Below are 16,693 nucleotides of genomic sequence, written 5' to 3'. Positions count from 1 at the left end.
GGGCTCAGTATCCGGACCGTCCGCCTCCGACCGGACCACTGTTACCGGATGATCACATAGATCGGATGATCATTCGTTACGGTTCCGTTACTGTCTCAGTCGGATCCGATCGCATGACATCACAGTCTGGCTGAACATGAGCGACCACACAGCAGAGCCGTCCACCATCCGCCGCCGTCGGCGCGGCCCCGTGCACGCCTCCGGGCGGCGCCGCGGGAAAGGGCCGCTGTGGGCAGGGCTCGCGGCGACGACCGTCCTCGGGATCGCCGGTTTCGCCGCAGTGGGGTGGGCGCTGCCGGGCGACAAGGACGTACCGGCGAAGGCGGGCGGCTCCGAGAGCGCCGAACCGAGCGCCTCGGGGTCGGCCGGGCCGAGCGCCTCCGGGTCGGCCGACCCGACCCCCGGCCGGACCACCCCGCGCCCGGGCAACTCCTCGTCCGGCTCGACCGGTTCAGCTGATTCATCCGGTTCATCCGGCTCGCGCGGTTCGGCGTCGGCAGGCTCGTCCCCGAGCCCCTCCCGGACCGCCGTCACCATCCCCAGGACCGGTCCGGGCACCTTCGTCATCGCGTCCGGCCGCAGCGACCGAGTCGGGACCGGCAAGGGGAAGACGCTGACCTACCGGGTCGAGGTGGAAACCGGGCTCGATCTCTCCACCGCGGACGTCGCCCAGCAGGTGGAGGACATCCTGGCCGACCCGCGCGGCTGGACCGCCGACGGCGTGTCCACCTTCCGGCGGGTCGCGAGCGGGAGCACCGACTTCGTCGTCAAGGTGGCCACCCCCGGCACCGTCGACAAGATCTGCCTGCAGGGCGGGCTGGACACCCACGGCGACTACAACTGCAGCGTCTTCGGGAACGTCATGGTCAACCTGGAACGCTGGGAACTGGCCACCCCCGTCTACGCCGATGACGTCCGCTCCTACCGGGCGCTGATCATCAACCACGAGGTCGGCCACTTCCTCGGCCACAACCACGTCGGCTGCCCCGGCGCCGGAAAGCCCGCCCCCGCGATGATGCAGCAGATCAAGGGCATGAACGGCTGCGTCCCCAACGTCTGGCCCTACGACGCCGACGGCAACGAGATCACCGGCCCCGCGGTGCCCTGACTGGCGCCGAGTACGATGACCACGGTCTACAGGGCAGGTCAACGGCGATGGCCGGGAGCTCGCGGGGTGATGGCCGGGAGCCCCCGCCACGCCGCCGGGGCGGGTGCGTGGAAGGGTCGGTTCAGGTGAGTGCTTCGGGCAGGCAGCGGCCCACGATGGCGGACGTCGCCGCGAAGGCGGGCGTCTCACGGGCGCTGGTCTCCATCGTGTTCCGCAACCAGCCGGGCGCGAGCGAGGAGACCCGGGAGCGGGTGCTGAAGGTCGCCGACGAGATCGGCTACCGGCCCGACAGCGCGGCCCGGCTGCTGGCACGCGGCCGCAGCCGCACCCTCGGCGTGATGTTCACCGTGCAGCAGACCTTCCACACCAACCTCATCGAGGCCATCTACCCCGAGGCCGAACGCCTCGGCTACGAGGTCCTGCTGTCGGGCTCCACCCGCAGCCGCAGCGAGGAGAAGGCGGTCGAGGCGCTGCTCAGCCACCGCTGCGAGGCGCTGATCCTGCTCGGCTCCTTCGCCGAGCCCGCGTTCCTCCACGACGTGGGGCGCCGTACGGTCGCCGTCTCCGTCGGCCGCCGGATCCCCCACGCCCACGTGGACTTCGTCCACACCGCGGAGGGCAAGGGCGTACGGCAGGCCACGGACCACCTCGTCGAACTGGGGCACCGCCGGATCGTGCACATCGACGGCGGCCGGGGGCCCGGTTCCGTCGAGCGGCGGCGTGCCTACCGGGCCGCGATGCGCCGGCACGGACTGGAGGCCGAGGTCCGGGTCATTCCAGGCGACCACACCGAGGCGTCGGGCATCGAGGCAGGCCGCGTCCTCCTCGCCGAACGCGACCAGGGCCGGCCGCTGCCGACGGCGGTCCTCGCCGGCAACGACCGGTGCGCCATGGGCCTGTTGATGTCCCTGACCCGGGCCGGCGTGGAGGTGCCCCGCGATCTGTCCGTCGTCGGCTACGACGACAGCCACCTCTCCCATCTGATGCCGATCGGCCTGACCACCGTCCGCCAGGACTCGGTACTGATGGCGGAACACGCCGTGCGCTACGCGGTGGAACGGCTGGAGAACCCCGAACTCCAGCCGAGGGAAGCGGTGTTGGAGCCGAAGCTGGTGATCCGGGGGACGAGCGGGCCGGCGCCGAAGGACACGGCCTGAGACGTACGGTGCCCGGACGCCGACCGCTCGGACGCCGACCGCCCCGTCAGCGGGTCCCGTTCGCCGCGAACCCGGCCACCGAGTCCACGTTGTCCTTGGTGATGAAGGCCGGCCCGGTCAGGACGGGCGCGGTGCCGCCTCCGCTGAAGTTGCCGTTGGTCTTGTACAGCCACAGGGCGTCCACGGCCAAGTAGCCCTGCAGATAGGGCTGTTGGTCGACGGCGAACTCGACCGTGCCGTCCTGGACGGCCTTCACCAGCGACTCGTTGAGGTCGAAGGTGGCGACCTTGGCCTTCGTGCCCGCGTCGGACAGCGACTGCACCGCGGTCAGCGCGATCGGCGCGCCGAGTGTGACCACCTGGTCGATCGAACTGTCCTGCTTGAGCTTGGCGGTGATCGTCGACTTCACCGACGGCATGTCGGTGCCGTTGACGTAGAGGATGTCGGTCTTGCCGCTGAAGCCCTTCTTCAGACCGGCGCAGCGGGCCTCGAGGGCGACCTGCCCCTGCTCCTGGATCACGCACAGGGCGTGCTGGGCACCGAGTTGGCCGAGCCGCTCACCGAAGGCCTGACCCGCGATGTTCTCGTCCTGACCGAAGTACTCCAGCATGCCCAGCGACTTCCAGTCGTCGACACCGGAATTGAAGCCGACCACCGGGATACCGGCCGCCGTGGCCTTGGCGACCACGTCCTTCATCGCCTCCGGCTTGGCGGCGGTCAGCGCGATGCCGTCGACCTTCTGGTCGATCGCGTTCTGCACCAGGTTGGCCTGGTTGCCGGCGTTGGGGTCACTGGAGTGGACGAGTTTGATGTTGTCCTTGGCGGCCGCGGCCTGGGCGCCCTTGCGGATCAGGTCCCAGAACGTGTCGCCGGGGGAGGCGTGGGTGACCATGGCGACCGTCATCCGGGGAGTGTCGGCCTTGCCCGCGGAGGCGTCGTTCGCGCTCTCCTCGGCCTTCTTCCCGCCGGAGCCGCTGGAACAGCCGGCCGCGAACAGGGTGCCCGCCAGGACGGTCGCGGTCAGAGCGGCGGCTCGATGATGTCTGCGCATGTCCCTCGCACCTCGCTGTGCTGTCGGGGTGGGTGTGGATGGCTGAGGCGGCGCGCCTGCTAGCGCGCGAGATTAGCGCGCTCTAGTGCCCAGACTATGGAGCCGTCCGACGGTGATGTCAACGTCGATGTCAGCGTCGATGTCATGACGTTTTGACAAGGCGAGCCCGGTTGGCTTCCCGGCTACTCGGGTGGGTCCGGGGCGTCGCCGCCCCTGCCGCGTACCGTCTCCGCCGCTCGGCGGAGTTCGGTGAGGACCGTGCGTACGGCTCTGCGGGCCGCGCGTTCGGGGCGGTGGAGCACGTCGATGTGGCGGCGGGCGTGGATGCCGCTGAGGGGGCGCAGGACCACGTCCGGGTGCGGGCGGGAGGTCCAGCGGGGCATCAGGGCGACTCCACCGCCGGCGGCCACCACCTCCGCGACCACCGCGATCTCGTTGATGCGATGGACGATCCCCACCCTGCGTCCGGCGGCGGCGGAGACGGCGTCGATGGTCGCCATGAGCGGAAAGCCGTCGTGCACGGTGATCCAGGGCAGACCGGCGACGTCCTGCGGGGTCAGCTCGGCCCGGGCGGCCAGCGGATGGCCGGCGGGCAGGGCGATGTCGAGCGGCTCCCGCAGCAGCGCGGTGGCCGTCGCGGTCCTGGGCCACGGCGGAGCGTGGTCGAGCCGGTGGGCGAGGACGAGGTCGTAGTGGCGGGTCAGGGGCGGGAAGCCGTCCTGCGCCACGTCCTCGTCGTGCAGCGAGACGAGCGGTGATCCCGGGGCGCTCAGGCCGCGCAGCAGCAGCGGGAAGAACGCGGCGGCCCCGCTGTGGAAGGCCGCCACCGACACCGCCCCGTCGGGCCGTTCGACGAACTCGTCCACGGCGTGGCGCGCGCGGGCCAGCGCCGTCTCCACCCCGATCGCCGCGTCGGCCAGCGCCTGCCCGGCGGCCGTGAGGACCAGCCGCCGCCCGTCGCGCTCGGTGAGCGGCACCGCGATCGACCGCTGGAGCAGCCGCAGCTGCTGCGAGATCGCCGAGGGCGTCACCCGCATCGCCTCGGCGACCGCGGTGACACTGCCCAGCTCGCCCAGTTCCCGCAGCACGCGCAGCTGCCTCTCGTCCACGCCGCCAGTGTAGCTTCGCTTAAGGGTTGCTTGAGCAACTCGTCGTTTACTTCAAAATGCTGGTCCGGGAGGGTGGATCCCATGGCAACCACCCGTCGTACGGATGTGGTGCTCCTGGCCGTCGCCGTGGTCTGGGGCTCCAGTTACCTGTCGGCCAAGACGGCCACGGCCACCACACCGGTGCTCCTCGTCCTCTTCCTGCGCTACGCCATCTCCGCCCTCGCCAGCGTCGCCGTGGTCACCGCCCTGCGCGGGAGCACCGGTCCCCTCACCCGGGACGAGGTGCTACGGGGCTCCCTGCTCGGTGTCACCCAGGCCGCCGTCCTCGTCCTGGAGACGTACGGCGTCGCCCACACGAGTGCCGCCAACGCGGGCCTGATCATCAGCCTCACCCTCGTCCTCACCCCCCTGCTGGACCGCGCGGGACGCCCCGGCGGACCGCCGCCGACGTTCTTCCTCGCGGCCGGTCTCTGCGTCGCGGGCGTGGGCCTGCTCGTGTCGGGTACCGGTCTGCGCGCTCCCGGCGCCGGTGATCTGCTGATACTCGCGGCGGCGGTGGTCCGGGCGGGCCATGTGGTCCTCGTCGGACGGCTCACCGCGGGCCGTGCGATACGTCCGCTGCAGCTGACGACCGTTCAGGTCGTCGTCGGCACGGTCCTGTTCCTGCCCTTCGCGGCGGCCGGGCTGCCGGAGCTCGCCCGCATCGACGCCGCCACCTGGGCCCAACTCGCCTATCTGGCCCTGTTCTGCGGACTGTTCGCCTTCCTGGCCCAGACCTGGGCGGTGCAGCGCACCTCACCGACCCGCGCCAGCCTGCTGCTGGGCACCGAACCGGTCTGGGCCCTCCTGGTCGGCATCGGCTTCGGCGGCGAACGGATCACCGTGCTCTCCGCGCTCGGAGCCGCGCTGATCGTCACCGGGACGTACTGGGGGCAGGCCGTCGAACGCCGGACACGGCAGCCTCGCCCCACCGACAACGCCCGCCCCGCCGAGTCAGCGCCGGCGCCGACGCCGACTCCGGCACCGACTCCCTGAGCGATCGCCTATCCGAGCGCGCGGAGTGCGGCCACGCGCTCGGACAGGTATCCCCGGGACCAGGTGACGCGGTCCCCCTCGTAACCGCGCGGTCCGCACTCCGCCACCAGCAGCAGCCCCAGATAGAGGCCGTAGAGCGCCAGCCGGTGACGCAGGGCGGGGGTGAAGTCCAGTCGGCCCCCGGCCTCGCGGTATCCGGCGACGAGATCACTGTCCGGACCGACGTCCCCGCCGAACTCCAGGGAGATCAGTTCGGCGGCCGGATCGCCCCAGAAGGCCCGCTCGTGGTCGATGAGACCGGTGATCCGGACGTCCGAGCCGGCGTCCCCGTCCCCGTCCCCGTCCCCGTCCCCTTCCACGTCCTCGTCGGAGACGCTGACGAAGATGTTCCCCGGCCACAGGTCGAAGTGGACCAGACAGGGCGTGGTGACCTCGTCCAGGGCGTCCGCGCCCGCCGCCACCAGTGCCCGGACCTCCGCGGCCGTCACACCGAGGTCGGACCGCCAGTGCGCGGCGTCGTCCAGCAGCGCGTCCACCATGAGGGTGAAGGCCGTCCGCCAGTCGGGGGCGGACAGTCCGGACTCGGGGGCCGGATAGCCGAACCGCCCGTCCTCGGAGACCAGGGTGTGCAACCGGGCGGTGATCGCGCCCAGCTCGCGCCGCAGAGCGCTCCCGGTACCGGCGGGCAGCCGGTCGGCCACCTTGTCCCACGGAGTGCCCTCCAGCACGGACACGGCGAGGAAGTCGTCCCCCGCGTACAGCAGCTCCGGGGTCGGCACCCGGCCGTCGGCCAGGGACGCGAGCCGCCGGTACATCAGCGCCTCGGTCCCCATGATCCCCCGCTCGTAACGCAGGACGGGGGCGTCGGCGGCCGGCGCGACCTTCACCACCGCCGCACGGCCGTCGTCGAACCGCACCCGGTAGGCGGTGTTGAACCAGCCGTCGGTCAACTCCGCCTCCAGCCGGCACCCGACACCCGTCGCCTCGCGCATCAGGCCGTCCAGCTCCTCGGCGGACAGACGGCGCTTGGTCAGGCTCTGCATGCGGCGGCTCACTTCCGGTGTCGTCGGCACGGGGTGCTTGAGAGCGCTCACATTCTGCGGGGTGCGCCGATCCCGGTCCAGTGCTGAGAGCCAGGCTCCGAACCGCCGCGAGGCTTTTCGCTTGCCCGTGAGGACACGACACCCGCACCATCTCCGGATGGACGACACACCGCGCCGTTTCCCCGCCGCCCTGCCCGCCCTGCGCGCCAGGACCCGCGCCGCCGGCTTCATCATGTCCTGCGAGGACCGCACCGGAAGCCTTCTGACCGTCCTCGCGGGCGCGCGTCCCGAGGGGCGCATCCTCGAACTCGGCACCGGGACGGGCGAGGGGACCGCCTGGCTCCTCGATGGCATGAGCGCCGCCGCCCGCCTGGTCACCGTGGAACTCGAACCCGCCCACCAGGCCGTCGCCCGGGAGGAGTTGGGCTCCGACGAACGGGTGACCTTCGTCCAGGGGGACGGCGGCGCGTGGCTGGAGGAGTACGACGGCGCGCCCTTCGACCTGGTGTTCGCGGACACCTGGCCGGGCAAGTTCACCCACCTCGACCGGGCACTGGACCTGGTCGCCCCCGGCGGTACCTATCTGATCGACGACCTCGACCCGCAGCCCGGCTGGCCCGAGGGCCACGGGGCCTCCGTGGAACGGCTGTTGGGCGAGCTGGAGGAGCGGAAGGACTTCCGGTGCGTCCGTCTGGCCTGGGCGAGCGGGCTGCTGATGGCGGTGCGCTCGCCCGTGGACTGAGCTCAGGGCCTGTGTCAGCCGTCGACCGGCGGCGGCTCCCGCACGGGCCCCCCGAACGCCTCCAGGATCCGCTCCGCCGCCAGCGTGGCCGTCAACTCGCCGTCCCTGACCCGCTGTTCGAGGGCCGGCGCCAGGGCCCGTACCGCCGGATCGGCGTGCAGCCGGCCGAGGAGTTCGTCGCGGACCATGCTCCAGGTCCAGCCGACCTGCTGGTCCCGCCGCTTGGCGGTGAGCCGGCCGGTCGAGTCCAGCAGCGCGCGATGCTGTTCGAGGCGCTCCCAGACGGTGTCCAGGCCGGTCGACTCCCGGGCGCTGCAGCTGAGCACCGGCGGGGTCCAGGCCGGGTCGGGGCCGTGCATCAGCCGCAGGGCGCCGGAGAGTTCACGCGCCGCGGCCTTCGCGTCGCGCTCGTGCGGGCCGTCCGCCTTGTTCACGGCGATCACGTCCGCCAGCTCCAGGACGCCCTTCTTGATGCCCTGGAGCTGGTCGCCGGTGCGGGCGAGGGTGAGCAGCAGAAAGGAGTCGACCATGTCGGCCACCGCGGTCTCGGACTGGCCGACGCCGACCGTCTCCACGAGGATCACGTCGTACCCGGCCGCCTCCATCACCACCATCGACTCCCGCGTCGCCTTGGCGACCCCGCCGAGGGTGCCCGCGCTGGGGGAGGGCCGTACGAACGCCGCAGGGTCCACGGCGAGGCGCTCCATCCGGGTCTTGTCGCCCAGGATCGATCCGCCCGTACGGGTTGACGAGGGGTCGACGGCCAGCACCGCCACCCGGTGGCCCAGCGAGGTCAGCAGGGTGCCGAAGGCGTCGATGAACGTCGACTTGCCGACCCCCGGCACCCCGCTGATCCCGATCCGCCGCGCCCGGCCGCTGTGCGGCAGCAGCGCGGTCAGCAACTCCTGGGCCGGCGCCCGGTGCTGGGGGCGGGTGGACTCGACTAGGGTGATGGCACGGGCGATCAGCGCCCGCTTCCCGTCGAGCACACCCTTCACATACGCGTCGACATCGATCACAGCTCGTGCCCGAGGTCGGCACCCAGCCTCGCCACCAGGTCGTGCGCCGCGTCCGGGATGACCGTGCCCGGCGGGAAGACGGCCGCCGCGCCCATCTGAAGGAGCGTCGGCACGTCCTGCGGCGGGATGACCCCGCCGACCACGATCACGATGTCCTCGCGCCCCTCTTCGGCGAGCGCCTCGCGCAGCGCCGGTACGAGGGTGAGGTGTCCGGCGGCCAGGGAGGACACCCCCACGATGTGCACGTCCGCCTCGACCGCCTGCCGGGCCACCTCGGCCGGGGTCTGGAACAGCGGGCCGACGTCGACGTCGAAGCCGAGGTCGGCGAACGCGGTGGCGATCACCTTCTGGCCGCGGTCGTGGCCGTCCTGGCCCATCTTGGCGACCAGGATGCGCGGACGACGGCCCTCGGCCTCCGCGAACGCGTCCACCAGGGCGCGGGTGCGGTCCACGGACGGGGACTCGCCTGCTTCGTTGCGGTACACGCCGGAGATCGTACGGATCTGGCTCGCGTGCCGCCCGTACACCTTCTCCAGGGCGTCGGAGATCTCCCCGACGGTCGCCTTGGCGCGGGCCGCGTTCACCGCCAGCTCCAGCAGGTTGCCCTCGCCGCCGGCGGCCCGCGTCAGCGCGTCGAGCGCGTCCTGGCAGGCCCGCTCGTCCCGCTCCGCCCGCAGCCGCCGCAGCTTCTCGATCTGCTGGGCGCGTACGGAGGAGTTGTCGACCTTGAGGACCTCGATCGCCTCGTCGCTGTCCACACGGTACTTGTTGACTCCGATGACGGGCTGCCGGCCGGAGTCGATCCGGGCCTGGGTGCGGGCCGCGGCCTCCTCGATGCGCAGCTTGGGGATGCCGGCGTCGATCGCCTTGGCCATGCCGCCCGCCGCCTCCACCTCCTGGATGTGCTGCCAGGCCCGGCGGGCGAGGTCGTACGTCAGCTTCTCCACGTACGCGCTGCCGCCCCACGGGTCGATCACCCGGGTGGTGCCGGACTCCTGCTGGATCAGCAGCTGGGTGTTGCGGGCGATGCGCGCCGAGAAGTCGGTGGGCAGCGCGAGCGCCTCGTCGAGGGCGTTGGTGTGCAGCGACTGGGTGTGGCCCTGGGTCGCCGCCATCGCCTCCACACACGTCCGCGTGACGTTGTTGAAGACGTCCTGCGCGGTCAGCGACCAGCCCGAGGTCTGTGAATGGGTGCGCAGGGACAGCGACTTGGTGTTCTTCGGGTCGAACTGCCCGACCAGCTTCGCCCACAGCAGGCGCGCCGCCCGCAGCTTGGCGACCTCCATGAAGAAGTTCATGCCGATCGCCCAGAAGAACGACAGCCGGGGCGCGAACGCGTCCACGTCCAGGCCCGCCTCCCGGCCCGCCCGGATGTACTCCACCCCGTCCGCGAGCGTGTACGCCAGCTCCAGATCGGCCGTCGCGCCCGCCTCCTGGATGTGGTAGCCGGAGATGGAGATGGAGTTGTAGCGGGGCATCCGCTGCGAGGTGTACGCGAAGATGTCGGAGATGATCCGCATCGACGGCTTCGGCGGATAGATGTAGGTGTTGCGGACCATGAACTCCTTGAGGATGTCGTTCTGGATGGTCCCGGCCAGCTTCTCGGGCGGTACGCCCTGCTCCTCCGCCGCCACGATGTACAGCGCCAGGACCGGCAGCACGGCGCCGTTCATCGTCATCGACACCGTCATCCTGTCCAGCGGGATCCCGTCGAACAGCTGCCGCATGTCGAGAATCGAGTCGATCGCCACGCCCGCCATGCCGACGTCACCGGTCACCCGCGGGTGGTCGCTGTCGTAGCCGCGGTGCGTGGGCAGGTCGAAGGCGACCGACAGGCCCTTCTGACCGGCCGCGAGGTTGCGGCGGTAGAAGGCGTTGGACTCCTCGGCCGTGGAGAAGCCGGCGTACTGACGGATCGTCCAGGGCTGGTTGACGTACATCGTCGGGTAGGGGCCGCGCAGATACGGGGCGATCCCCGGGTGGGTGCCCAGGAAGTCCAGGCCCTCCAGGTCCTGCCCGGTGTACAGCGGCTTGACCGCGATGCCCTCCGGGGTGTCCCAGAGCAGATCGTCCCCGCCGGCCGCCTTCTTCACGGCCGTACGCCACTCGTCGGCGCCGCCGTCGACGGCCGGGGTCCCCAGCTCGATCCCGGAGAAGTCGGGGATGGAGGGGCCAGAAGGGGCGGTCATCAGGACACTCCCATGCGGTCGAGGGTGGCGGACAGGACGGCGACCGCGTCACAGCCCGCGAAGACGTACGCGTCGACATCCGGGTACTGCCCCGGACGCCCGGCGAGGAACACCCGCGCGGCACCGGCCGCCTTCAGCCGCCCGGCCTCCGCCCCGGCCTGCTCTTCGTACAGCGCGTCGCTGGAGCACAGGCAGACCTCCGTGGCGCCGCTCTCCTCGAACGTGCCCTCGGTGACGGGCTCGATGCCGCCCGCCTGGAAGAGGTTCGCGGCGAAGGTCAGCCGCGCGGTGTGCGCGGCGGCCGGGCCGAGCGCCGCCAGGAACACGCGCGGCCGGGAGCCCGTCGCGGCGAGATGGGCGTCCGAGCGCGCCCGCAGCTCCTCGAACGCCTCGTCCCGGCGCACCCGCGGCAGACCGCCGGAGCGGGGGGAGGGCGCGCTCTCCCGGACGACCGGCTTCTCGGCGAGGAACGGGAACTCGCTGACGCCGGTGATGGGTTCGCGCCGCTTGGCGAGCCTCTTGGAACGCTCCGCCCACGTCGTCGCCAGGTCGGTGCGGATCCGGCCCGAGCGCAGGACGGCCGCCATGCCGCCGTCGCGCTCGACCGTACGGAAGAACTCCCAGCCCGCGCGAGCGAGTTCGTCCGTGAGCCGCTCCACGTACCAGGAGCCGCCCGCCGGGTCGATCACCCGGGCGAGATGCGACTCCTCGATGAGGATCGTCGAGGTGTTGCGGGCGATACGGCGCGCGAACGCGTCCGGCAGCCCGAGCGCGTCGTCGAACGGCAGCACGGTGACCGAGTCGGCGCCGCCCGCCCCGGCGGCCAGCGTGGCGACGGTCGCGCGCAGCATGTTCACCCACGGGTCGCGGCGCGACATCATCACCGGCGAGGTCACCACGTGCTGCACCTGGGCGCCCGCGCCGGGCGCTCCGCACACCTCGGCCACCCGGGCCCACAGCCGGCGCGCGGCCCGCAGCTTGGCGATCGTCAGGAACTGGTCGGCGGTGGCCGCGTAGCGGAACTCCAGCTGGGCGCAGGCCTGTTCGACGCTCAGCCCCGCCTCGGTCAGCGCGCGCAGATACGCGACACCGGTCGCGAGGGAGGCACCGAGCTCCTGGGCGGCCGTGCCGCCCGCCTCGTGGTACGGCAGCGCGTCCACCGTCAGGGCCCGCAGCCCCGGGTACTCCTCGGCGCACAGCCGCGCCAGAGCGGCGGCCGGCGCGACGTCCGACGCCTGCCCGGTACGGGCCTCGTACCCGAGCGGGTCCGCACCCAGACCGCCGCGCACCGCGTCCCTGGCGACGCCGCGCTCCTCGTACAGCCGCAGCAGCTCCCGTGCGGCCGGCTCGACTTCACGCCCGGCGTCGAGGACGACCGGCGCCAGGTCGAGATAGACCCCGTCGAGGACGGTACCGAGCGACGGCACCGGGATGCCCGCCTCGCCGACGACCAGCCACAGGGAGGTGACGCCGTTCTCCAGGTCCGCGAGCACGGCACCGTTGTCGGCCGCCGAGTGCCGCTGCCGTACGTCCCACCCTCCGAGCGTGTTCCCCTCCGGCCGGCCGGACCGCACGAAGGGGGCGAACCCGGGGAAACCCGGCTCGGGCGCGGTGTCGTGCGCGGTGTACAGCGGACGGGTGCGCAGCCCGTCCTCGAGCGCGGTGGACAGGGCTTCCTCGGCCTGAGCGCCCTCGACGTCCTTGCCCGACTTGCGCAGCACGCCCGCGACGAGGCGCTGCCACTGCTCGTGGGTGGAGTCAGGGAACTCGGCGGCCAGCTCAAGCCCGTCGTCAGGCAGGACCGTCATGCTCGGATGTTAGGCCAGAGGCCTCAAGGCACAGCAGAGCGCGCGGCTGTGACCTTGCCCTCCCCGAGAATGTGACCCCGTTCACCGGCCTCCCGGAGCCCTTTCTTCCGCCGCTTTTAGCCCGTTCGGCCCTGCCCCGCAGGCCCGTCCCCCTCGTGCCTGGGACGTTGGCCCGTAGGGGATCTCCCGTCCGGGCGATCGCCATGACCTGCCCGACGTAGGGACCAGGGGGAGTCGTGAAGGACAGCCCGCAGGCCATGTTGACCGGTGTGCGCGGACCCCGTGGTCCGGTGGCGGGCCGCTCCCCGTGGCGGTCCCGGGGCGACGCGGGACTCCTGGCCGTGGCCGCCGCCTTCACCCTGGCCCAACTCCTCCTCGTACGGCCCTGGATGGGCCTCGGCTGGGACGAGTCGGTCTACGTCAGCCAGGTCTCCTCGCACGCCCCGGCCGCCTTCTTCAGCGCCCCGCGCGCCCGTGGCGTCCCGCTGCTGGTGGCGCCGGTCGTGGCCTGGTCGTCGTCCACCGCACTGCTGCGGATCTACCTAGCCGTCCTCTCCGGGCTCGGGCTCTTGTTCGCCCTGCGCGCCTGGCGGGGCGTCTTCCCCGCCCGGGTGCTCACGACCGCGGGCGCCCTGTTCGCCACCCTGTGGGTGACGCTGTTCTACGGCCCGCAGGCCATGCCCAACTACTGGGTCGCCGTCGGCGCCCTGGCCGCCACGGGGTACTTCCTGCGCGCCCGGACCCCGCGCGCCCTGTGGGGCCTGGCTCTGAGCGCCGCGCTCATGGCCTGGATGCGGCCCACGGACGCCCTCTGGGCGACCCTGCCCCTGCTGGTCCTTCTGGTGGGTGTACGGCGATGGCGGCGCCCCGCTCCGCTGCTGGTGCTGGCCGGCGGACTTGCTTTCGGGGCTGCCGAGTGGGTGATCGAGGCGTACGTCTCCTACGGCGGCCTGGCACAGCGCCTGTCCGACGCCTCCCGCATCCAGGGCGGCCTCGGCTGGAACATCGCCGTCATGGACCAGCTGCGCGGCCTGTCCGGACGTACGCTGTGCCGTCCGTGCACCGGTGACCCGCCGCCCGTCGTGGTCACCCTGTGGTGGTGGGCCCTGCCGCTGCTCGCCGTCTGCGCGGCCGTCGTCGCCGTCCGCGCCCGGCGCCCGGCTCTCACGCTGGTACCACTGGCGTGCGCGGCCTCGGCGGCCTTCCCCTACCTCTTCCTGATCGGCTACGCGGCACCCCGCTTCCTGCTGCCCGCCTACGCGCTGCTCGCGGTGCCGGTCGCCGATCTCCTGGTGCATGCCGTCAGGGCGCCGGGGCGGTTCCGGCGGCGGCTGACCGTGGCCCTGGTGACGGTCGCCCTGACCGTCCACCTGGCCGTGCAGTTCGCGGTGCTGGAACACACCGTGCGGCGCACCACCGCCGCCCACCGCGAGTGGGCCCGCACCGCCGCCGCGCTGCACCGCCTGGGCGTACGCCCGCCCTGCCTGGTGACCGGGTACAACTACGTCCCGATCGCCTCCTACGCGGGGTGCGCGTCCGCGGCGACCGGCGGCCACGACGCCAACACCACGGCGGCCGGTATCGCCGCCACGGCCCGGCGTCAGCCCGTCGCCGTGCTCGTACGGCCGGGCGGCGCGCCACCCGGCTACGCCCGCTCGTGGACACCGGCCCGGGCAGGCGTACTGCGTGTCTACCTGGCGTCCGTCCCCGGAACCAACGCGCCGGCGATCGGCGCACCCGGAATCAACGCACCCGCAGTCAACGCACCGGGAAACCGCACGAATAGCCCTGCTCCTTGAGCCAGGGCAGGACCTGGCGCAGGGCCTCGACGGTCTGGGAGCGGTCGCCGCCCGCGTCGTGGAAGAGGATCGTCGGCCCGTTGGACAGCTCCTGCTCGACGGTGGCGACGATGGCGTCGGCGCCCGGCCGCTCGAAGTCCTTGGAGTCCACGTTCCAGCCCAGCGGGCGCATGCCCCGGGAGGCGGCGAGCCCCCGGCTGTACGGGGTGAAGGCGCCGCCGGGGGCCCGGTAGTACATCGGCCGGACGCCCCCGGACGCCTCGGTGATCATGCGTTCGGCGTCGAGTATCTGCTGCTTCTGGTAGGCCTCGGACTTCTTGTCCATGGTGGTGTCGTGCGACACCGAGTGGTCGCACAGCCGGTGCCCTTCCGCGACCACCTGCTTCACGAGGTCCGGGTGGGCCTGCGCCTGCGTCCCCACCATGCAGAACGTGGCCTTCACCCCGTACTCCCGCAGTAGGTCGAGCATCTGCGGGGTCCACTCGGGGTCGGGGCCGTCGTCGATGGTGATGTTGACCCCCCGCGCGCCCTTGTCCGAGGCGTGCGCGATGGTCACGTCCACCGGCTTGATGTCGGCGCCCGGCTTGGCGGAGCTCGTCGCCCGGGGGGACCCGGCGCCCGTGGAACCGGCCTGCGCGGTCCACACCGAGGCACCGGCGGCCAGCACCGTCACCCCGATCGCCGCCGCGGCCATCTTGCCGTACCAGCCCCGCCCGTCGCCGTGCCGCGCCATGTCCGTCCTACTTTCCCGCAGTTCCGCGTCGACCCTTGGTCGTCTTTCGATCACCTGGCAGGACGAGGAGAGGAGGCCATGGGATCCGTTCGTTACGGATCACGGACAATTCCGGGGGAGTTCGCGGACAACTCGGCGGGCAGCGGCGGGATCCGGTCCGGTTGGCCCGTTACCTCCCAGGGCGCGATCCCCCCGATCGGCCTGCCGCACATGCGCCGACGACTACTCCGAGTACACTATGATCACACTCCGTAATGTCAGGGGTGTGCTGTGTCCGCATCGATGGTCTGCCCGCTGTTGCCCTGGAGGCGATTCATGGCATCTGTGCCGCGTCGTGGAGTACTGAAGGGCCTGCCGCTCGCGGCCGGGGCGGCCATCGCCGGGAGGGCGACGAACGCACACGCGACAGACGTCAATGCCGCAAGCCCGCACGCCACGGCGCGCGCGACCACCGGCGCCACCTTCCCGCAGCCCGCGACCCGGACCGTCCGGCCCCGCCCGCGCCGGCTGGAGACCCGGCTGACGGTCGGGTTCACCGAGCAGCGGGTGCCGGGGGTCGGCACCGTGCTCACCCGCACCTACGACGGGTCCCTGCCGGGCCCGACCCTACGGGTACGTCCCGGGGACTCCCTGCAGATCACGCAGGTCAACGCGCTCCCGCCGAACACCGCACCGTCTCACCACGACCTCGGCATGAACGTCCCGCACGGCTTCAACACCTTCAACCTGCATCTGCACGGCATGCACGTCGACCCCACGGGCGAGGCGGACAACGTCTTCCGCTCCTTCGAGCCCGCCGGCACCTCCCGCCGGACCACGACCTGGCGCAGTGTCGTCGATATCCCGGTCAACCACCCGGCCGGCACGTTCTGGTACCACCCGCACCACCACGGCTCCACCGCCACGCATCTGCTGAACGGCCTGACCGGCGTGATCATCGTGGAGGGCGACGTCGACGCGGTGCCCGAGGTCGCCGCGGCCGAGGACATCGTCGTCTGCATCAACGAACTGAAGGTGTCCGACGGCAAGGTCCCCGACCTGACCTCGGAATCCGTCTACGACCGCATCCCCTCGACCTTCCTGGTCAACGGCGCGGTGAGCCCCGTCCTCACCATCGCCCCGGGGGAGGTCCAGCGCTGGCGGGTCGTCAACGCCGGGGCGCTCACCACGCTCTATCTGACCCTGGGCGGGCAGAAGATGCACCAGATCGCCTACGACGGCATCACGTTCATGAAACCCGCCGCCGTCACCGCCTTCCAGCTCCCGGTGGGCGGCCGGGCCGACCTGCTGGTCCGCGGCGGCGAGCCCGGTGTCTACCGGCTGACCGCGGGCGGAGTGCGCCCGCCCCTGATGACGCTCAAGGTCACCGGTACCCCCCGCACGATGTCACTGCCCACCCGGCTCCCGGGCCGGCCCACCACCCTGCCGGAGCCCACCCGCAGGCGTTCGCTGATCTTCCGCAGCTACGAGAACGTCTTCCCGGGTGACTTCACCAACGCCTACCGCATCCTGGGCGACGGCGAGACCCCGCACGCCGACCGCGAGGCCGGGCGCAGCGACGTGGAATGGGGCCGCTTCCGGCCCGACTACGTCAACCACCGCGTCCGCCTCGGCCAGGTCGAGGAGTGGACCGTCACCAACGACTCCCGCCGCCACGCCCACCACCCCCTCCATCTGCACACCAACGCCTTCCTCGTCACCGCGATCAACAACCGCCCGCTGGCCACCCCCGTCTGGCGCGACACCGTGGGCCTGCCGCCCCACGGGTCGCTCACCCTCCGGTTGCGCGCCGAGGACTTCACCGGCCGCGCGATGGTGCACTGCCACCAGTCCCAGCACGAGGACGAGGGCATGATGCAGATCGTCGAGTACGTGCGCTGACGGGCAGGAAGACGGCTCC

At 72.0% G+C, this 16,693-nt stretch carries 13 protein-coding genes; 6 read left to right on the top strand and 7 right to left on the bottom strand.

The genetic code is table 11. The annotated features are described in order from the left end of the window. The first annotated feature begins 136 nt into the window (after positions 1-136). A complete protein-coding gene (locus tag ACLZN2_RS30245; RefSeq protein WP_416982534.1) occupies positions 137-1,108 on the top strand; it encodes a DUF3152 domain-containing protein in 972 nt (323 codons plus the stop codon). A 155-nt stretch (positions 1,109-1,263) separates the two neighbouring features. Continuing rightward, on the top strand, positions 1,264-2,265 hold the full coding sequence (locus ACLZN2_RS30240) for a LacI family DNA-binding transcriptional regulator (protein ID WP_416982533.1): 1,002 nt from the start codon (positions 1,264-1,266) through the stop codon (positions 2,263-2,265). A gap of 46 nt (positions 2,266-2,311) precedes the next feature. Here ACLZN2_RS30240 and ACLZN2_RS30235 read toward each other — a convergent pair whose 3' ends face one another. After that, complete coding sequence (locus ACLZN2_RS30235; protein ID WP_416982531.1) at positions 2,312-3,316, bottom strand: sugar ABC transporter substrate-binding protein; 1,005 nt, start codon at positions 3,314-3,316, stop codon at positions 2,312-2,314. 182 nt (positions 3,317-3,498) lie between these two features. After that, complete coding sequence (locus tag ACLZN2_RS30230; protein WP_416982529.1) at positions 3,499-4,425, bottom strand: LysR family transcriptional regulator; 927 nt, start codon at positions 4,423-4,425, stop codon at positions 3,499-3,501. 81 nt (positions 4,426-4,506) lie between these two features. Between ACLZN2_RS30230 and ACLZN2_RS30225 the strand changes: the two genes are divergently transcribed. Beyond that, on the top strand, positions 4,507-5,460 hold the full coding sequence (locus tag ACLZN2_RS30225) for a DMT family transporter (RefSeq protein ID WP_416982528.1): 954 nt from the start codon (positions 4,507-4,509) through the stop codon (positions 5,458-5,460). A gap of 8 nt (positions 5,461-5,468) precedes the next feature. Here the strand turns inward: ACLZN2_RS30225 and ACLZN2_RS30220 are convergent, their stop codons facing one another. Next, positions 5,469-6,554 (bottom strand): phosphotransferase family protein, encoded by a 1,086-nt coding sequence (locus ACLZN2_RS30220; RefSeq protein WP_416982527.1) that lies wholly within the window; start codon positions 6,552-6,554, stop codon positions 5,469-5,471. A gap of 106 nt (positions 6,555-6,660) precedes the next feature. Between ACLZN2_RS30220 and ACLZN2_RS30215 the strand changes: the two genes are divergently transcribed. Further along, entirely contained in the window at positions 6,661-7,245 is a 585-nt protein-coding gene (locus tag ACLZN2_RS30215; protein ID WP_416982526.1) for an O-methyltransferase, read from the top strand. Between the two features lie 14 nt (positions 7,246-7,259). On the opposite strand, the gene meaB is transcribed toward ACLZN2_RS30215, so the two are convergent. Genes meaB through ACLZN2_RS30200 form a run of 3 tightly spaced genes read right to left on the bottom strand, consistent with a single transcriptional unit; the run spans position 7,260 to position 12,261 of the window. Further along, the gene (gene meaB, locus ACLZN2_RS30210; protein WP_416982525.1) at positions 7,260-8,264 is read right to left on the bottom strand and encodes a methylmalonyl Co-A mutase-associated GTPase MeaB; all 1,005 of its coding nucleotides are present in this window, start codon (positions 8,262-8,264) and stop codon (positions 7,260-7,262) included. Then, positions 8,261-10,453 (bottom strand): methylmalonyl-CoA mutase, encoded by a 2,193-nt coding sequence (gene scpA, locus ACLZN2_RS30205; protein ID WP_416982524.1) that lies wholly within the window; start codon positions 10,451-10,453, stop codon positions 8,261-8,263. The genes meaB and scpA overlap by 4 nt, the downstream gene beginning before the upstream one ends. Further along, positions 10,453-12,261, bottom strand: coding sequence for a methylmalonyl-CoA mutase family protein (locus ACLZN2_RS30200; RefSeq protein ID WP_416982523.1), 1,809 nt, complete (start codon positions 12,259-12,261; stop codon positions 10,453-10,455). The genes scpA and ACLZN2_RS30200 overlap by 1 nt, the downstream gene beginning before the upstream one ends. 257 nt (positions 12,262-12,518) lie before the next feature. Between ACLZN2_RS30200 and ACLZN2_RS30195 the strand changes: the two genes are divergently transcribed. Next, a complete protein-coding gene (locus ACLZN2_RS30195; RefSeq protein WP_416982626.1) occupies positions 12,519-14,060 on the top strand; it encodes a hypothetical protein in 1,542 nt (513 codons plus the stop codon). Here ACLZN2_RS30195 and ACLZN2_RS30190 read toward each other — a convergent pair. Then, a complete protein-coding gene (locus ACLZN2_RS30190; protein WP_416982522.1) occupies positions 14,020-14,793 on the bottom strand; it encodes a polysaccharide deacetylase family protein in 774 nt (257 codons plus the stop codon). The genes ACLZN2_RS30195 and ACLZN2_RS30190 overlap by 41 nt on opposite strands. 315 nt (positions 14,794-15,108) lie before the next feature. Here ACLZN2_RS30190 and ACLZN2_RS30185 point away from each other — a divergent pair, with 315 nt between their 5' ends. Then, the gene (locus ACLZN2_RS30185) at positions 15,109-16,674 is read left to right on the top strand and encodes a multicopper oxidase family protein (protein WP_416982520.1); all 1,566 of its coding nucleotides are present in this window, start codon (positions 15,109-15,111) and stop codon (positions 16,672-16,674) included. Positions 16,675-16,693: the final 19 nt, after the last annotated feature.

Source organism: Streptomyces sp. T028 (genome assembly GCF_048159505.1).
Lineage (GTDB): Bacteria > Actinomycetota > Actinomycetes > Streptomycetales > Streptomycetaceae > Streptomyces.
Note: the sequence above shows the minus strand (reverse complement) of the source record. Positions and strands in the feature narration are given on the sequence as shown.